Source organism: Fictibacillus arsenicus (genome assembly GCF_001642935.1).
In the GTDB taxonomy this organism is placed as follows: Bacteria; Bacillota; Bacilli; order Bacillales; family Fictibacillaceae; genus Fictibacillus; species Fictibacillus arsenicus_B.
In genome coordinates this window covers 518,598-535,476 of record NZ_CP016761.1, presented here as the reverse complement: position 1 = coordinate 535,476, position 16,879 = coordinate 518,598, and the positions used below count along the sequence as shown (strand labels likewise).

Annotated in this window: 17 protein-coding genes, 2 tRNA genes and 1 rRNA gene; all 20 read right to left on the bottom strand. The window is 40.1% G+C overall.

The window, feature by feature from the left end:
* Positions 1-67: 67 nt before the first annotated feature.
* A tRNA-Ala gene (locus ABE41_RS02950) sits at positions 68-143 on the bottom strand.
* A 25-nt stretch (positions 144-168) separates the two neighbouring features.
* Positions 169-245 (bottom strand) — tRNA-Ile (locus ABE41_RS02945).
* An 89-nt stretch (positions 246-334) separates the two neighbouring features.
* Positions 335-1,884 (bottom strand): 16S ribosomal RNA (locus ABE41_RS02940).
* A 305-nt stretch (positions 1,885-2,189) separates the two neighbouring features.
* Entirely contained in the window at positions 2,190-3,623 is a 1,434-nt protein-coding gene (locus ABE41_RS02935) for a nicotinate phosphoribosyltransferase (protein WP_066286377.1), read from the bottom strand.
* 96 nt (positions 3,624-3,719) lie between these two features.
* Complete coding sequence (locus tag ABE41_RS02930) at positions 3,720-4,712, bottom strand: hypothetical protein (protein WP_066286375.1); 993 nt, start codon at positions 4,710-4,712, stop codon at positions 3,720-3,722.
* 183 nt (positions 4,713-4,895) lie between these two features.
* Entirely contained in the window at positions 4,896-5,099 is a 204-nt protein-coding gene (locus ABE41_RS02925; RefSeq protein ID WP_066286373.1) for a hypothetical protein, read from the bottom strand.
* Between the two features lie 17 nt (positions 5,100-5,116).
* Positions 5,117-6,787, bottom strand: a complete 1,671-nt coding sequence (locus ABE41_RS02920; RefSeq protein WP_066286370.1) for a transglutaminase domain-containing protein — start codon at positions 6,785-6,787, stop codon at positions 5,117-5,119.
* 66 nt (positions 6,788-6,853) lie between these two features.
* The gene (locus ABE41_RS02915; RefSeq protein WP_066286369.1) at positions 6,854-8,155 is read right to left on the bottom strand and encodes a vWA domain-containing protein; all 1,302 of its coding nucleotides are present in this window, start codon (positions 8,153-8,155) and stop codon (positions 6,854-6,856) included.
* A gap of 66 nt (positions 8,156-8,221) precedes the next feature.
* Positions 8,222-8,479 (bottom strand): hypothetical protein, encoded by a 258-nt coding sequence (locus ABE41_RS02910; protein ID WP_066286365.1) that lies wholly within the window; start codon positions 8,477-8,479, stop codon positions 8,222-8,224.
* A gap of 16 nt (positions 8,480-8,495) precedes the next feature.
* Complete coding sequence (locus tag ABE41_RS02905; RefSeq protein ID WP_066286360.1) at positions 8,496-8,774, bottom strand: hypothetical protein; 279 nt, start codon at positions 8,772-8,774, stop codon at positions 8,496-8,498.
* On the bottom strand, positions 8,774-9,058 hold the full coding sequence (locus ABE41_RS02900; RefSeq protein ID WP_066286357.1) for a hypothetical protein: 285 nt from the start codon (positions 9,056-9,058) through the stop codon (positions 8,774-8,776). The genes ABE41_RS02905 and ABE41_RS02900 overlap by 1 nt, the downstream gene beginning before the upstream one ends.
* A 27-nt stretch (positions 9,059-9,085) precedes the next feature.
* Complete coding sequence (locus ABE41_RS02895) at positions 9,086-10,336, bottom strand: hypothetical protein (RefSeq protein ID WP_066286355.1); 1,251 nt, start codon at positions 10,334-10,336, stop codon at positions 9,086-9,088.
* A gap of 25 nt (positions 10,337-10,361) precedes the next feature.
* On the bottom strand, positions 10,362-11,054 hold the full coding sequence (locus tag ABE41_RS02890) for a pilus assembly protein TadG-related protein (protein WP_066286353.1): 693 nt from the start codon (positions 11,052-11,054) through the stop codon (positions 10,362-10,364).
* On the bottom strand, positions 11,044-11,442 hold the full coding sequence (locus ABE41_RS02885) for a TadE/TadG family type IV pilus assembly protein (RefSeq protein WP_066286351.1): 399 nt from the start codon (positions 11,440-11,442) through the stop codon (positions 11,044-11,046). The genes ABE41_RS02890 and ABE41_RS02885 overlap by 11 nt, the downstream gene beginning before the upstream one ends.
* Positions 11,443-11,446: 4 nt before the next feature.
* The gene (locus ABE41_RS02880) at positions 11,447-11,665 is read right to left on the bottom strand and encodes a hypothetical protein (protein WP_066286349.1); all 219 of its coding nucleotides are present in this window, start codon (positions 11,663-11,665) and stop codon (positions 11,447-11,449) included.
* A 44-nt stretch (positions 11,666-11,709) separates the two neighbouring features.
* Positions 11,710-12,651: a type II secretion system F family protein gene (locus tag ABE41_RS02875; RefSeq protein ID WP_066286346.1), complete on the bottom strand. Its 942-nt coding sequence runs from the start codon at positions 12,649-12,651 to the stop codon at positions 11,710-11,712.
* Positions 12,652-12,654: 3 nt separating this feature from the next.
* Positions 12,655-13,584: a type II secretion system F family protein gene (locus tag ABE41_RS02870; RefSeq protein WP_066286341.1), complete on the bottom strand. Its 930-nt coding sequence runs from the start codon at positions 13,582-13,584 to the stop codon at positions 12,655-12,657.
* Positions 13,584-14,903 carry a TadA family conjugal transfer-associated ATPase gene (locus ABE41_RS02865; RefSeq protein ID WP_437435466.1) on the bottom strand — a complete coding sequence of 440 codons (1,320 nt, stop codon included), beginning with the start codon at positions 14,901-14,903 and terminating at the stop codon, positions 13,584-13,586. Before ABE41_RS02865 ends, ABE41_RS02870 begins: the two co-directional genes overlap by 1 nt.
* 18 nt (positions 14,904-14,921) lie before the next feature.
* On the bottom strand, positions 14,922-16,043 hold the full coding sequence (locus ABE41_RS02860; protein ID WP_066286337.1) for a CpaE/TadZ family protein: 1,122 nt from the start codon (positions 16,041-16,043) through the stop codon (positions 14,922-14,924).
* Between the two features lie 33 nt (positions 16,044-16,076).
* Positions 16,077-16,829: a Flp pilus assembly protein CpaB gene (gene cpaB, locus ABE41_RS02855; RefSeq protein WP_066286336.1), complete on the bottom strand. Its 753-nt coding sequence runs from the start codon at positions 16,827-16,829 to the stop codon at positions 16,077-16,079.
* Positions 16,830-16,879 lie beyond the last annotated feature (50 nt).

Sequence of the window (16,879 nt, the reverse complement as noted above, 5' to 3'; positions counted from 1 at the left end):
GTTTGGATGTCGATATCTAGTTTTCAAAGAACACAATTTAAAAATGCATCATCCATAAGATGTGCAATGGTGGAGCTTAGCGGGATCGAACCGCTGACCTCCTGCGTGCAAGGCAGGCGCTCTCCCAGCTGAGCTAAAGCCCCATATTCTAGGAATATAAAATTTAAATGGTGGGCCTAAATGGACTCGAACCATCGACCTCACGCTTATCAGGCGTGCGCTCTAACCAGCTGAGCTATAGGCCCCTAAAGGAAGTATAAAGTTCCTTCAAAACTGAACAAAAGGCAAAAGGTGTACTTACGAAACAGTCGAAGCTGTTTCATAATCTCCATAGAAAGGAGGTGATCCAGCCGCACCTTCCGATACGGCTACCTTGTTACGACTTCACCCCAATCATCTGTCCCACCTTCGGCGGCTGGCTCCCAAAAGGGTTACCCCACCGACTTCGGGTGTTACAAACTCTCGTGGTGTGACGGGCGGTGTGTACAAGGCCCGGGAACGTATTCACCGCGGCATGCTGATCCGCGATTACTAGCAATTCCGGCTTCATGTAGGCGAGTTGCAGCCTACAATCCGAACTGAGAATGGCTTTTTGGGATTGGCTTGGCCTCGCGGCTTCGCAACCCTTTGTACCATCCATTGTAGCACGTGTGTAGCCCAGGTCATAAGGGGCATGATGATTTGACGTCATCCCCACCTTCCTCCGGTTTGTCACCGGCAGTCACCTTAGAGTGCCCAACTGAATGCTGGCAACTAAGGTCAAGGGTTGCGCTCGTTGCGGGACTTAACCCAACATCTCACGACACGAGCTGACGACAACCATGCACCACCTGTCACTCTGTCCCCCGAAGGGGAAAGCTCTATCTCTAGAGTGATCAGAGGATGTCAAGACCTGGTAAGGTTCTTCGCGTTGCTTCGAATTAAACCACATGCTCCACTGCTTGTGCGGGCCCCCGTCAATTCCTTTGAGTTTCAACCTTGCGGTCGTACTCCCCAGGCGGAGTGCTTAATGTGTTAACTTCAGCACTGAGGGTGGAACCCCCCAACACCTAGCACTCATCGTTTACGGCGTGGACTACCAGGGTATCTAATCCTGTTTGCTCCCCACGCTTTCGCGCCTCAGCGTCAGTTACAGGCCAAAAAGCCGCCTTCGCCACTGGTGTTCCTCCACATCTCTACGCATTTCACCGCTACACGTGGAATTCCACTTTTCTCTCCTGCACTCAAGTCTCCCAGTTTCCAATGACCCTCCACGGTTGAGCCGTGGGCTTTCACATCAGACTTAAGAGACCGCCTGCGCGCGCTTTACGCCCAATAATTCCGGATAACGCTTGCCACCTACGTATTACCGCGGCTGCTGGCACGTAGTTAGCCGTGGCTTTCTGGTTAGGTACCGTCAAGGTACGAGCAGTTACTCTCGTACTTGTTCTTCTCTAACAACAGAGCTTTACGACCCGAAGGCCTTCATCGCTCACGCGGCGTTGCTCGGTCAGGCTTTCGCCCATTGCCGAAGATTCCCTACTGCTGCCTCCCGTAGGAGTCTGGGCCGTGTCTCAGTCCCAGTGTGGCCGATCACCCTCTCAGGTCGGCTACGCATCGTCGCCTTGGTGAGCCGTTACCTCACCAACTAGCTAATGCGCCGCGGGCTCATCTGTAAGTGTCAGCCGAAACCGACTTTCAAAAAAGAAACATGCGTTTCTTCTTATTATCCGGTATTAGCCCCGGTTTCCCGGAGTTATCCCCGTCTTACAGGCAGATTACCCACGTGTTACTCACCCGTCCGCCGCTAAATCAGAGGAGCAAGCTCCTCTTCATTCGCTCGACTTGCATGTATTAGGCACGCCGCCAGCGTTCATCCTGAGCCAGGATCAAACTCTCCATAAAAGTGTTTGACTTGCTCTAATTTGTTACTGACGGAATTAATTCTTAATTCCTTACCTTTGCTTTTGTTCAGTTTTCAAAGAACTTCATCGCGTTACTTTCTTAAAGCAGCGACAAAAACTATCTTACCACACATCATCTTTGTGATGCAACTACTTTTTTAAAAAAGTTTTGTTTGTTTTTGTCGATAAATATGTAAGAAAAGCAACAACGTTTATTACTATATCAGCGTTCTGGTGCACCGTCAACGGTTTTTTTAAGTTTTTATTAAAAAACCTCTTTTCACATCGGAAAAGAGGTTTTGAGTCCTATAATGAATACTTTTCTAAAAGGTCGTTTTTCGTCTTCCACACTTTTTCAGAAAGGTCTACAAAGTATTCTTGAGGATTTAATCTTCTTAAATGCTGCGGCCAGAACAACTGAAGCTGCGTTTGGTGATAACTGCGGATTTCCCCCAGATTAGGCAGCTCATAAACAAGCTTTCCTTCTATATATATAGGCTGAAGCAGCTTTTCTGCAGTAAAAGAAGATACAACCTTATTTTTATAGGTGTGTATCGGATCGAAAAGCTTGATGTCTTTTTCAGGGATTACTTCATCCTCCATAGCAATATAATCGGCTTCCGCTTTTCCCTTACTATTGATAATTCTATACACCTTTTTGTATCCAGGTGTAGTTATCTTTTCTACATTAGAAGAGATTTTAATTGTAGGGACGTACTCACCATCTTCATATTTTGCTACCACTTTATATACACCGCCAAGTGCTGGCTGGTCTGATGCCGTAATCAGCTGTGTTCCGACACCCCAAGATGTGATTTTTGCACCCTGCGATTTCAGATCTGTAATAACATCATCATCTAAATCGTTACTTGCAACAATCACTGTATCGTTGAGTCCAGCTTCATCCAACATTTTACGGGCTTGGATAGAGAAGTAAGCTAAATCACCGCTGTCCAGTCGAATTCCCTTCAGCGACTTTCCTTCTTCCTTCATCTTCAACCCAACTTTTATAGCATTTGGAACTCCGCTTTTTAATGTATTATAAGTATCAACTAGAAGAATACTTTGATCAGGCAGTGCTTTTGCGAAACGTTCAAAAGCCTCTTCTTCAGAATCATGATCTTGAACCCATGCATGTGCGTGCGTTCCTTTTGTAGGAATCCCAAAAAGCTTTCCTGCGCGCATGTTTGAAGTTGCATCAAACCCGGCAATGTACGCGGCACGCGCACCCCAGATCGCTGCATCCGCCTCTTGAGCTCGGCGTGTGCCGAATTCCATTAACTGATCATCTTTTGCAATATGACGGATGCGCGCCGCCTTTGTTGCAATCAGTGTCTGATAGTTCATAAAGTTGAGGAGAGCTGTCTCCAGCAAATGAGCCTCGAACACACGGCATTTAATTCTAATTAAAGGTTCGTTTGGAAAAACAACCGTCCCTTCTTTTACGGAAAAGAGCTCCCCGGTAAATTGAAAGTTCTTCAATTCTGTTAAGAAGTCCTCATCATATTGCTCTTCCTGTGTTCTTAAATAATAGATATCATCTTCATTAAAACGCAAGTGGTTAACATAATGGATAATTCGCTCAAGACCAGCAAATACCGCAAATCCACTTTTAAAAGGATTTTTTCGAAAAAAAGCTTCAAAAACTCTAATATTATTATGAGTTCCGTTTTTCCAATGGGCGTACATCATATTAATCTGGTACTTATCTGTATGCAGTGCTAAATCTTCATAGCTCATCTCGGAATCCCGCCTTTCTCTTGTACATTTTTCTCTTATTGTGCAATTGTTAAACATTTAAAAAGGCCCGGCTACTTAAAGAGCTGGGCAAAGTGATTATTCCACAATTGATATTTTCTTTTCTGCTGTTTTTGAGTTGCTTTCTTCTACTATAAACTCACCCTGGAGTTTTTCCCCGTTCTCTCCGTAAGCTTCTTTTATTGATTGCCAGCTGTTATCACCAAGATTCATACTGATTACTAACTCATATTCTTTTACATCTTTCAGTTTTTCGTTTGTTTGCGGTTTCTCAATTATCATTTTGTATGAACCGTCAGGATTAACATCAACTACATCTTGAAAGCCCGAAGTAAAAAAACCAGGGATATCAAGTCTCCCTCTTAATCGAGTTCCTTCTAATAAATTCGTTTTTCCTTCAACATATAGATATCTATCATCTTTTTCAATGTCAGGTTCTTCAATCCGAATTATCTCTGAGCCATAATCTTCAGGCTTATCCCATTTTGGTTCTTCGATTGCTATGGTTGCGTTAGATACATCTTGAGGAACTTCAAATGTTAATAAAGCTATACTTTGCTTTGCCGCTGAATCTTCATTGATTCTAACAAAGGATCCTTCAAGCTTTTCACCATTTTCCCCATAGTGGTCCTTAATAGGTTGATTGTCTGAACTTGGTTCGAATTTAATTGATACTTTGATCAACCCTTTATATTCATTAGGGATTTCTAGTTCGGTGTTAAAAGTTCCATCATCATTTACCTGTAAGGATTCATTCCCCCCAATAATAGTACCTTCAACACTGTCCATTCCGATCATAAGTCTAGACTCTGGTAATAGGTTGGTTTTCCCTTTTACTGTAATTAACTTGCCTTTACGTTCCACATCTCCTTCAAACCATACCTTATAATCTCCTTGGTCTTTTGGAGCATCAGCTTTTTTATCTACTGTTTTTACTTTTTCTTTTTCGTCAGTGTTCTTTTTCTCTTTTGACACTTCATCATTTTTTGTATCTGCTTTTTCGGAATCACTGCATCCTGTTATAAGGACCAACGCAGCTGCAACCATTAGCAACATTTTTAACTTGTTCAAAATAAATTACCTTCCTTTACTGTTAGGTTCTGGCTTCATCTGCCGCTTTTTGAATAAGTCCTATTACACGTTCTCTTTCAGGCTTAAGAGCTGCTTTTTTCGCTTCATGTTTCTCTTTGGCATAGTGTATAAGTTTTTCATACCGTTCTTGGATAAGTTCATCTAGCTTTTCTAAAGTGTTAGTTAAACACTCATTTCTTTCTCTCTAATTTTTTGAATATGATTTTGCTTCATAACAGGCAGCGCAATGACAACAGGAATGATAAAGAACGGAAATGACTCTTCCCCTGCAAAGAACAAGATTAAGCTTAAGGGGGCAACCATTCCATAAATTAAGATAAAAAGGAGTAAATAAACTCTTCTCCAGCGCTTTTCTTTTTTAGACAAATCTGCACCTCAATTACTTAAAATTCTATTTCTTTCTTCGTATGTGTCTTCTGAAACTCTGATGGTTTTGGATCGAAGTATTCCATCGTGAATTTAGGTACGAACTTGTTGTTCTGAAGGTATCCTGAACCCCACGTCGGATCCATCGTCAGCCAGCGTCCATCCACTTTTGTCTCTACCCATGCATGGTTTTGACCAGCGTATCCTGTCACCATCTGTGTTTCCAATCCACTTGCACGCAACAAAGCAATAGCCAAATAAGCGAAATCCTGACATACGCCTTTTTTCTCATCCAACGTTTTCAATGCACTATCATCAAATTCAAATGTGCGATTGTTCAGTTTCTCCACATCATAGCTCACGTTTTTCGCTACATATTCGTATACAGCAAGCGCCTTTTCTTTTTCCGTTTTCTTATTCTTTGTCAGCTGATCGGCCAACTTTTTAATTACAGGGGCATCTGACTGAATCCCTCTTGAAGGCAAAGTAAACCGCTGGTCTTTTGCATTTGTGTTCTCTACTGTAAAACCCGCTACTCCTACAAAGTGCTGAACATATCCATTCGTTAATGTAAAATCAGGCGCCATTAAAGAAACTTCGTACTTACCCGGGCCAAAACGCAGGAAAAACTCACCTTCAAACTCATTGTTCTTTACCGGGATGGCATACATAGCTTTCTGATTATCCTTTTTGGTTTGAACAAATACGACATCTGTTTTATTGGCATCTTTTCCGCTAGGTTTAATACTTCCTTTAATCGTATAAGTGAGATCTGTTTTTTCACCGCCAACTTCAGGGGTCTCAAGGTTGAAGCCTTTTTCTTTGTAAGCCGAAGAGTACTTAATAGGTTCATAGGATTCACTTGATAGATTTTTCACATACAGATTTGCCGCTTCAGAGTAAAAGTCCGTCATTCCTTCTTTCGGTGTCATGATTTGGACTTCATGAACCCCTTCCCCATAATAAAGAGGGATTTTCTTGCTGAACTTTCCCTTCTCTACAGGAATCATGATTTTTGTAGATTCACTCTCTTTTTTAAGTTCAACCATAAGCTGTTCTACACTGGTATCTTCTACTTCTCCCGCTAATTCAAAAAATCCATCTATTTCCATATACCCATTTATTGAATTTTTTAACACCAATCCGTGTTTAAGAGCATTTTTTGTGAGTGCTACGTCACGCTTCACTTCTGGATTCACGTTTTCCACAGCAAACTCTACGATATCGTAAAAATAATCTTCCGCTTTATCACTAGGCACACTGACTTTTACAGAATAGTTTCCCTTACCGTTAAAGAGCTGTACTCTCTGCTCAAACTTCCCGTCTTTAATAGGTGCATAATAGCTGAATTCACGGCCATTAGGACCTTCCTCTTCACTTCTAACCTTGATCCACACGTAATCAGACGTAAATCCGCTATACTTTTTTGCTTTTCCTTTGACTAAAACACTAGAGTTCGTCGTAAACTCTTTATATTTCGGGCTTGATAAAGAAGCTTCAACCTCTTCCGCATAAGGAAGCAACTCAAGCTTCTCTAACTTTTCATCTTTGTTAGCTTCTTCAGCAAGTGCGGTGTATTTGTCCTTTTTTTCTTTTTCGGGTTGATTAGAAGCATCTTGATCTGCGCTGCAGGCGGTCAGGGCAGCTACAAAAAGTGAAAGAACCATACTCATAAGTTTAGTTTTCATTTTGTTAATCTCCTCTAAACGTATTCAAAAAGAAAGAGATGGGGTGGCCATCTCTAGTTGTACGTTCTAATTTTGTGATGCTTCATTAATCAGTTTAAAGACTCTATCTTTCTCTTCATCTGTTTGCTTTTTCAGTTCTTCAAACTTTTCCTCGTTATATTTTTTTATCTTTTCTTCTCTTTCTTTTACTTTAGCTCTTGCTTTCTCTGCTTCTTCTAAAGTAATCATTTTCTCTTGTTCCATGGCACCTATCATATTATTGAGACCCATTGCCTCTGTGGAAACAACATCGGATACTCTAAATTTCAGTTCGTTAAGCACCTCTAGCTTGTCTACATACGCATAGTTTACTTGTGTACCAGAGTTCGCTGCCCACTGATCTTTTTTAATACCTTCCCATGCTTGTTCCATTAATGTTTTGAAGATGCTGTTTAGCTCGCTCGCATTACGAACGGTTTTGTACTCACCGCCGCCTGCTTCTGCAGTGGCTTTCAATTGCTGTTGTCCTTTGTCATCAACGTCAAAACCGATGATATTGACTTGAGCTTTTAATGAAGAATTGTGCAGCGCGCGTGCCGCTTCCACAGGATCTCCATCACATGTTTCCACACCATCACTGATTATGTATACGATCGTCTCAGTCTCAGGATTCGCCTGACCAGCTAAATCTTTTTCAACCTGTTGAATAGATCCAGCAATCGGTGTCCATCCTGCTGGCTTAAATGTATTGAGAGATTCAGAGAATGCTGCTTGATCATATTCAGATAATGGATAAACCACTTCATGACTCTCGCAGGAAACCTTTTTATCGCTATCTTTGCTTGTTCCTTTATGTCCATATACCCTTAGCATGACACGATCTTCTTTATTCGCTTTTGAAGCAAAATTAGAGATGGCCTGTTTAGCCAAATCCATCTTAACGCCGCCATCTACTTTTCCATTCATGCTTCCGCTTGAATCTAGAAGGAGTACTAAATTTCTCGGTTTAGCATCACTGCCAGGTGCACCTTCAACATCATTAAAACCAGGATTGTAATCATCATAAAGCTTAAAGACTTTCTGGTATTCAGCAGCCCCAAGAAAAACAGCTAGATTATATGCTTCTTCACCTTTTAACTTATTAGGATATTTTTCTAGCTGTTTCTTTATCTCTTCGTCCTCTTTTTCAAGTGCGAAGCCTGGTCCTTCATTGATCATATCTTCCACATCATCTGCAGCTTCTGGTATTTTTTCTTTTTCCACTTCTGCCTTCTTCACTTCTTTTTCTTTGGTAGAAGCCGATTCAGAATCAGAACAAGCAGAAAGCACAGCAATTAAGCATAGAAGAGATATTTTTAAAGCGAGCTTGCTTTTCAGCAACGTTTTCATGTCCAATCTCCTTATATGGTTATTAATCAATCTAAGATATGAAATCATAAATATCTTCACTCTAAACTACAAAATCTTCTTTAATATGCCAAACCCTAAAAAAACTGCTGAAACAAATACAGCTACTATAAGAAGCTTAATCGAAAAGGGTTTACCTGTTCGTCCCATAACAAAGGTAATTGATAGAATTACACTAAGTATGATTCCTATTACAAAAACTAAAGATTGAGTACCTTCAAAAAAATTATGTAATTTCAAAACCACTAAGATAATACCAACCATAGCCATAACAGTTATAAGTAACAAAGATTTATTCTCGCTCATTTCAATACCTTTATTCTTAAATAAATTTCTTCATTAAACCAAAAGCAATAAAAATCATGGCTAGCACTAACCCGATTACAAAAATGTTTAGAGAAAACTTTTGCCCCGTTCTACCCATAACAAAAATTACTGCTCCAAAAACACCTGCTAATAAAACAACCCCTATTAAAAAATAATTAAGAATTGGATTGTTATTAAAATAAGAAACAACTGCTTCATTTGAGAAAATAACACCAAGCAGGGTTATTCCTATACATAGCAGAATTAAAACCTTTAATGAATGATCAGACTTCATCAGCTAAACTTTTTTAAAAGTGCAAAAGCAATAAAAATGGCTGAAAACAAGATCGCTATCAACAAAAGTTTCCATGAGAATTTCTGTCCTGTTTTTCCTTTAATAAAGAAATATGAAATAAGAATTGATGCAAAGAAAGCACCAAAACCAAATATATACCTTAAGAAGCTGTTATCATCCAGAAAAGCTTGAAAACTATTATTTTCTAATAAAAACCCGATAAAAATAAAAATAGCAATTATGATAAAAATAGGTTTCATATTTATTGATGAGTATTCTTTCAAATTAAACACCTGCCCCTTTAAAACTGCCTACCAACCTAATTTCCCCTTTAGACTGATAAATGCGTCTTTTGCTTTATTATAGCCTGACTTAGTCTTTTCCCAAGCCCATTTCGTTCCATCTGTAAAACCTTTACTTACACCTTTTTCAACTGTTTCAACACCCATAGTAACAGTATCAACAAAACCTGCATGCGCAAATGTAGCACTCATTTTTTCACCAATCTTATGAACTAATGGAGCAGCATATCTTGTTAAAATACCTCCTGCTACCACATTTATTCCGAATGTTTCCCAACTGGTACTCCCTTGTGTAAAGTATTCAACTCCAGATCCAAAGATACCGGTTGTAAGTGCCCCAAATCCGGTCCATCCCCATTTTCCAAGCTTAGAAGCATTAGCTACTCTTGCACCTAACCCTAATGTTAATAAAGCCGTTACTCCTGTTGAAGTTGACTCTATTAATGCGTCTCTTAAATTAAACGCTTTTCCTGTTAGGAAAGAATAACCTGTTTCAATTACAAGCTGCTGACCAAAACCAATGGAGAATAAGTTTCTTGCACCTGTCAAAACAGCAGTTCCTAAAAACGCTTGCCCTGCCCCTAGCGACAATGCACCAGCTCCAGTGGCCAGCAGCGACCCTAGGAAACTATAATTATCCGTTCCTGCTGTTAAAAGAGCATATACTCCTCCACCGATTAAAGCTCCTGCTCCAGCGACAACTCCGATTGGTGCTGCAATCACACCCGCTGCAATTAATCCGGCAATCACCGCTCCTGCGGCAGCAATTCCGCCGGCAGTTTTTATAGAATCCTGTACCCATGGAGGCAGATCATTCCACCAGTTTTCCACACCGTTCCATGCATCGGTAGCCAAACCAGTTGTATAATCCCAACCATCAGAAACTTTTTCCGTTGTATAGTCCCAACCATCACTTACCTTATCAACAGTATAGTCCCAGCCGTCCGAAACTTTGTCGGTGGTATAGTCCCAGGCATCAACAACAGCTTCTCCAGCGTCATCAAAAAAGTCTCCTACCCTATTAAAAATATCCCCTATTGGGTTATCTTTTTGGCCACTCTCAACTGAACCAGGATCAACTGTACTTCCGCTTCCTCCACCTGGTGAAGATCCTCCATTTTCCTGTTCAGTTGGCGACAACCTCTGATCCTCAAATTGCAATGTATCCGTACTGGCTGCTGCGCTAAAACTTGGACCTATAAGCAGGCTAACAAAAAGCATGAATAACATTACAAAAGAGGCAGGATATTTTATATTCATTCCGTCCTCTCCCTCTGCAAAGAAATTAATTACAAATGATGTTTATCCCTTTTGGAGATTGAATAACTGACGAAGCGTTAGCTTTTACTTGATTGTTCTCTCCTAACGCTTCTTCATCAACAGTTACAAATTCCGCTCCTTTTTTTACTTCTACATAGATTTGAAATGCATTGTTATAAAAGAATTCCACTTCAACGTCATCACTTTTATTTTTTGTTGCATAATGTCTAGCAGCTTCTTCAATTCGTGAACGGTTGGCGTTAATAGCGCCGCATGCAATTTGATTCACTTCTTCTTCTTCAAACAAATACTTTAATGCATCGTTTAAATCCACATCTACAGTCGGATCCTCAAGCCATGCCTCCAAGTCAGCAGGCATTTCTTTTCCAACTCCATCAAAGATCCCATCTAATAAACCATCATCTTCAGCTGGAGGTTCTTCCCCTTCGCCTTCTTTTTCTTTCTCTTTTTCTGCATCTTTCTTTAATTCGTCCATTCGGTCTTTCAATTCTTTCGTAAGTTCTTTGTTATAAACTTCCTTTGCTTCATTAGAGGCTGCAAGAGCTGCTGCATCAGCACTTGTTTGACTTACACGTTTGGTAGCAAACGTTGTAAAGAAATCAAAAAAGATGAAGCTAATGAAGATCGAGGCCATTAATAACCCCATGACAACTAAAAGGGTGCTTCCTTTTTCATTATCAACATGCTTAATCTTCATCCGCTTCATCCTCCTCCATCGGCATGGTTGCATCCGCATCGAGTGAATAATCGATTCTACCTACAAAAGGAATAGATACAGTTGGAACTTTAGAGGTAACCGTTACCGTTACTTCTTCTCCATATGAACTGCTGCCATAACCATGTGATGCTTGTACATCTAATCCAGAGGCTGACTTTTGAACAGTCGCTTGATAGTCACCCTTAACGGAAGCGACACGTGCTCCATCTCTTGCTGCTGCTTCTGAAACGACAACTGTATAAGCTACTAAGGCCATTTGCCATATAAAAAGCATGGCGAAAATAACCATAGGGAACACAGCCACAAACTCAATGAGCTGTGAACCCTTTTGATTTTTAAGATATTTTCTAATGTTTAATCGTTTCATAGAATTAGTTGATGCTACTGATTAATTGTGAAAGCTTACCAATAATAGCTTGCCCTAAACCGCTAGCGTTTCCAGAAACACCTGTAGCAATAGCTGCCATAACTGCGATTACTACTGTTCCTAAAGCAATCCATTCAAGTGCTTGAGCACCTTCTTCGTTATTTACATAGCCTTTGTAAGTTTCCATCTTGTTTTGTGCCTTAGCATATAATTTGTTCATCATTAAAATCCTCTCCCTTTTAATTTAATTAGTTTTTTTACATCTGGCTAATCGAACAAGATATCCAGTCCGAATGCGCCAGGGTTATACACGACATTTAAAAACAGTAAACCTATAATTAAGACGAAAACAGCTGGTGCAACAAAAAATGTAGTGATCAGTGTGATTTGAGGACTCGCTTTTGCTGCTTTTTCTTTCGCCTTAAATCCTCTCATTGCACGCAAGTCTTCAGCCTGCAATCTAAATGTAGTTGAAACGGGAACACCAAGCGTTTGACCTTGGATCAAGGAATTGACCAGCATTTCCAGCTCTTTCGATTTATTCCTTGCTAATAGATTCATATAAGCTGTCTTGCGAGGAACACCTAAATCTACTTCCCGATTAAACTGCTCGATTTCTTCAATAAGCGGACCATCGAATTGTTTGGTCACCTGGTGAAGCGCTTGATCAATACCAACACCGGCAGACAGCGTAACACTGACTGTATCAAGAAAATCCGGCATCGCTGCACTGATCAGTTCTTGTCTTTCCTTCGCTTTTAAGTTCAGCCAAACTAATGGACCGAAATAACCTAACATTGGAAGGAAAAGCATACCAATTAAACCAAACGGCAACCCCAATAAAACATAGATGACTGAATACATAAGGAGTCCTAGGCCGAGTACAAAACGAAGGCTGTGAAACAGGTCATGCGTGAGGCCAAAAGGACTTCCAGCTATTACCAGTAAACGTTCTTCCTGGGATTTATTCGTAAAAAATGTATATTTTCCGGCTGTTGGTCTGGCATATTTTGCAGCTTTTAACAATGGATCCATAAAGCGGCTGGATCTGCTTCTTTTCTGCTTTTGCTTTTTTCTCCTCATATTTAAAGCTCTATGAAGATTCGACTTTTTGGCGATAAAGATCCAAATGTATATAAATCCTATTAACATGAGCAGCAAAATGACTGCTATAGCTAGGACGGCAAATGAACTTGTATTTGGACTCATACGCTACACCCTTATTTTTGTAACTTTTTTAATAAGCATAAATGCGAATAATTGCATGGCTAGAAACACGGCTAGAAGAATTAATCCTAAAGGTGTAAACAGCGGATTTAGAAATCCTGGAATAAACAAGTTCATCATCATTGCCATCATGAGCGGCATAATCGGAAGGATATAAGCAACAAATTTAGATTCTGCTGTTACTGTATCTACTTCTTTATTGACTCTCGCCCGTTCTTCGAGCGTTTGTGCCATTAAAGATAGAACCTCTGTCAGATTTCCTCCAACTTTACGCTGAATAAGTATCGTACTGACAAAGATATTCAAGTCCTTACTAAGCACCCGCTCTCTGAACCGGTCCATCACTTCTTCAAAATCATCCCCAAGCCTTAATTGCTGATCCATAATTTGAAACTCTGGGCCGGCAGGAGCTTTTATATCTCTTCCAACAAGTTCAATGCCTTGTGGAATAGTGAGACCTGCTTTAATCGCATTACTCATCATCCTGCATACTTCAGGAAGCTGTTTATTAAAACTTTCACTTCGTTTATTCTGCCTGGAGTTTAAGTACATCTTAGATCCAAGCCAAACGATAAAATAGGCTAGCGTCGCATCTAACGGAAAATCCAACTCTAGTAAAAAATGATTCACAAACCAGATAAATGCAAACGTCATAATGTAAATCCCCATATATTCAGAGGGTTTTAACTTCAGGTCTGCCTGCACGAGCTTTCTTTGAAGATCTTCGGCAAGTTCAGACTTGTCGTACTTGTCACCAATTAATAAGACAACACTTTTTCTTTCTATCTTTCGTTCTCCCTCAAACCAAGTGGCAACTCTCTTTTTAGTGTCTTTATTGCTTGAGGCAATTCTAAAATAGTAGACTGCTAATATTAGAAAGATGAATGTTGCAGAAAGGGTTAACCATGTAGTCACTATCGCATCGCCCCCCTCACAAAAAGATTTTCAGGAAGATCTAAACCAAAAGCTTTAATTTTATTAATAGCTTTCGGGACATACCCTGTCGCTTCAAATTGCCCAATAACGGTGCCGTCTTCTTTAACACCTTGCTGGACGTATTTAAAAATATCTTTTACATGAACCTGTCCATCTTCCTCAACAAGTTCTGCAATACTCGTAATCTTTCTTTTTCCATCGGTTTGACGGTTTGTCTGTACGATTAGATCAAGGGCTCCGACAAAATATCCCCGGATGACATCAACGGTTAACGGAAGTCCTGACATGATTACCATCGCTTCTAAACGTCCAAGTGCATCTTTTGGTGTATTGGCATGGACTGTAGTGAGTGATCCTTCATGTCCGGTGTTCATCGCTTGAAGCATATCGAGCGCTTCTGTTCCACGCACCTCACCGACAATAATACGGTCAGGTCTCATACGCAGGGCATTCTTTACAAGCTGGCGAATGGTTATTTCTCCTGTTCCTTCCATATTGGGAGGTCGCGTTTCCATTCGGATTAAGTTGTTATAAGAAAAACGAAGCTCCGCCATATCCTCAATCGTGATAATACGCTCTCCAAGCGGTATAGAATCTGACAGTACATTCAGCAATGTCGTTTTACCACTGCCTGTCCCTCCTGATACTAAGATGTTGCATTTCGCTTTTACAGCCGTTTGCAAAAAGTCTCCCATTCCTTCAGAGAATGTTCCAAACGTTAAGAGATTGTCTAAAGTAAAAGGCTTCTTGTTAAACTTACGAATGGACATGGACGGTCCATCCAGACTAACTGGCGGTATGATTGCATTTACACGGCTTCCATCGTGAAGACGTGCATCTACCATTGGCGAGCTTTCATCGATTCTTCTGCCAAGAGGAGCAATGATTCGGTCGATGATATGTCTTACATGCTGATTATCTTTAAACCGAATATTCGTTTTTTCGAGCTTCCCGTTTCTCTCGATAAAAACTTCTCTTGGTCCGTTAACCATAATCTCTGTAATAGAGTCATCCTGCAAAAGAACTTCAAGCGGACCGTATCCAACAGATTCATTAATTATCTGATCGATAATTTCCTCGATCTCCATCTGAGGAATGATGATTCTTTCCTCTTGAATCATTTGAGAAACCAGGCGTTCAATGGTCTGTTTTCTTTCTTGAGGTGTTAACACCGTGATTGATTCGAGATTAGCTTCTTTTATTAGTCTTGATTTAAAATGCCTTACCCAGTGGTCAATACTCTGGTCATTAATATCCCAGTTATCGCCGGTAGCATTCTGTTGTGCAGCTGTTTTCAACCAGGACACAGTCATCACCTACTTCATACTTTTTTCTACTAGCTGAACAATATCTTTTAACGCCTTAGATCCAGGCTTCTCTTTTTTCTTCAGGTAAAAAGGGTTTCCCATATTCACGTTCGCCTGAATGTTAAAGAAGTCAGCTCTAACTTTTCCAATGATAGGTCTTGTTATCACTTCTGCAAGATCCTTTTCCGTTAACTCGTTCTTTGCGTGGGTGCGATTTAAAATAACGGATAAATTTTCTTGGTTGCCTAGCTGGAATCTCTGAAAAACATCCTCCGCTGTTTTAAAGGCTTTTAATCCAGGACTATCAGGCGTGAGAACGTAGTAGATGTGTGCAGCTTCATTTAATCCTGTAAAACTTACCGTATTGATACTTGATGGAAGGTCGAGAATGATATGATCAAAACTCTGCCGGCAAATTCGGATAAGCTTCGATATAAGTTCTTCTGTGATATCCTCCGCTTTTGCTGGATTTGCAGGGCTTAAGAGAACAAGGTTTCCTGTTCGTTCATCCTTAAAAGCAACATTTTCTATATGGTGAATGCCAAGCTCTTTTACAACAGGCTGCAAGTCGGCGTATGAACGGCTTACTTCAAGACCTAACATCGCATCCAGCCCGCCAAACTGAGCATTTAAATCAATAAGAATAACCTTTTGATCATGTCTTACCTGTAAAGCCTGTGCGATTGCTGTTGCTAAAAATGTCTTTCCAGAACCGCCTTTTGCACTATAGAAGGCCGTTACCTTTCCGCCAATTTTCCCTGTATTGCTGTAATTGGTTTCTCTTGCTTTTGCAGATTCTTTTGTCTTTAAAATAAATTCATCTAAGCGAGTAAGATCCTCAGGAAGTACTACAACATCATTGGCACCTTTATTCATCCAAGACCTTACGTTTTCAAAGGAAGGATTCTGAACGATTCCTACTAAATAGCTTAATGAGGGTACCGTGATCGCTTGATCGTCATGGACTGCAGCTTCATCAATCAAATAATAGGAATAAGTAGAAGCGTCCGAAAAAGACTTTTTCCACTCTGACATCACGTCAGTTTCAATGGAATGTTTCTCAAATAAGCCTTTTAGGTTAGTTATCAGTATTTCATTGTTAGATAGAATGAGTGCTTTTAATTTATTCATGAATGACTAGACTTCCTTTCTTTTCATCATCCATTAATTAGCTGGCTTGGATGCGGGTTGTTCGGGTTTTGGTGCAGGCGTTGCTGGCTGTGCTGGCGCTTTTGGTTTTTCTTGTTTAGCTGGTTGTTGTGCAGGTTTTTCTGGAGCATTTGCAGGTTCACTTTTTTCATCCTGAACCGTGTTTACAAGAAGAACACGTATCTGCTTAGCTTTGTTTTGATAGTGAATCAGCTGTTCAGCGTCTTTAACATTTAAAGAGACTTTTATTATCTGTGAATTACCGTCTTTAGTTTCAACTGTTTCAGATGATACGACTGAAACATTCTTAAGTATGCGTTGAGTTTTAAGACCTTCTTTTTCTTCTGTAGATACAATAATATCTACTAAATCCCCTGGTTTTACATCTTCATCAATCAATACATTTTCAGTGGGGTTCAGCAATACAACACGGTGATCTGCAGGTATATCAACATTGTCTCGAAGCATATTTTTTGAGATTACATCGCCCTTTTTTATATCAACAAGGACTATTTTTTTATTCAAATCACTTTCCTTTTGAATAAATGAGGAAACAACACTGGATTTAGGCATTTCAATCCATGTGACCTGGTCTTCATTAATAGATTTATTAGAACTAATATCCTCTTTAGCTGAAGCTACTTTAACCGTTTCACCCATTGCAGTTTGAGCCTGTTTAATTTCATTAAGGATTAGTCCTGCTGTGACAATTGCTAATATAAATGCTAACGATAAAAATATGAGTGCTTTTCTTTTGGCATCGATCATTTTTTACTTCCACTCCATCAACAGACTTTTCTGTGCGTATTTTGTCATAT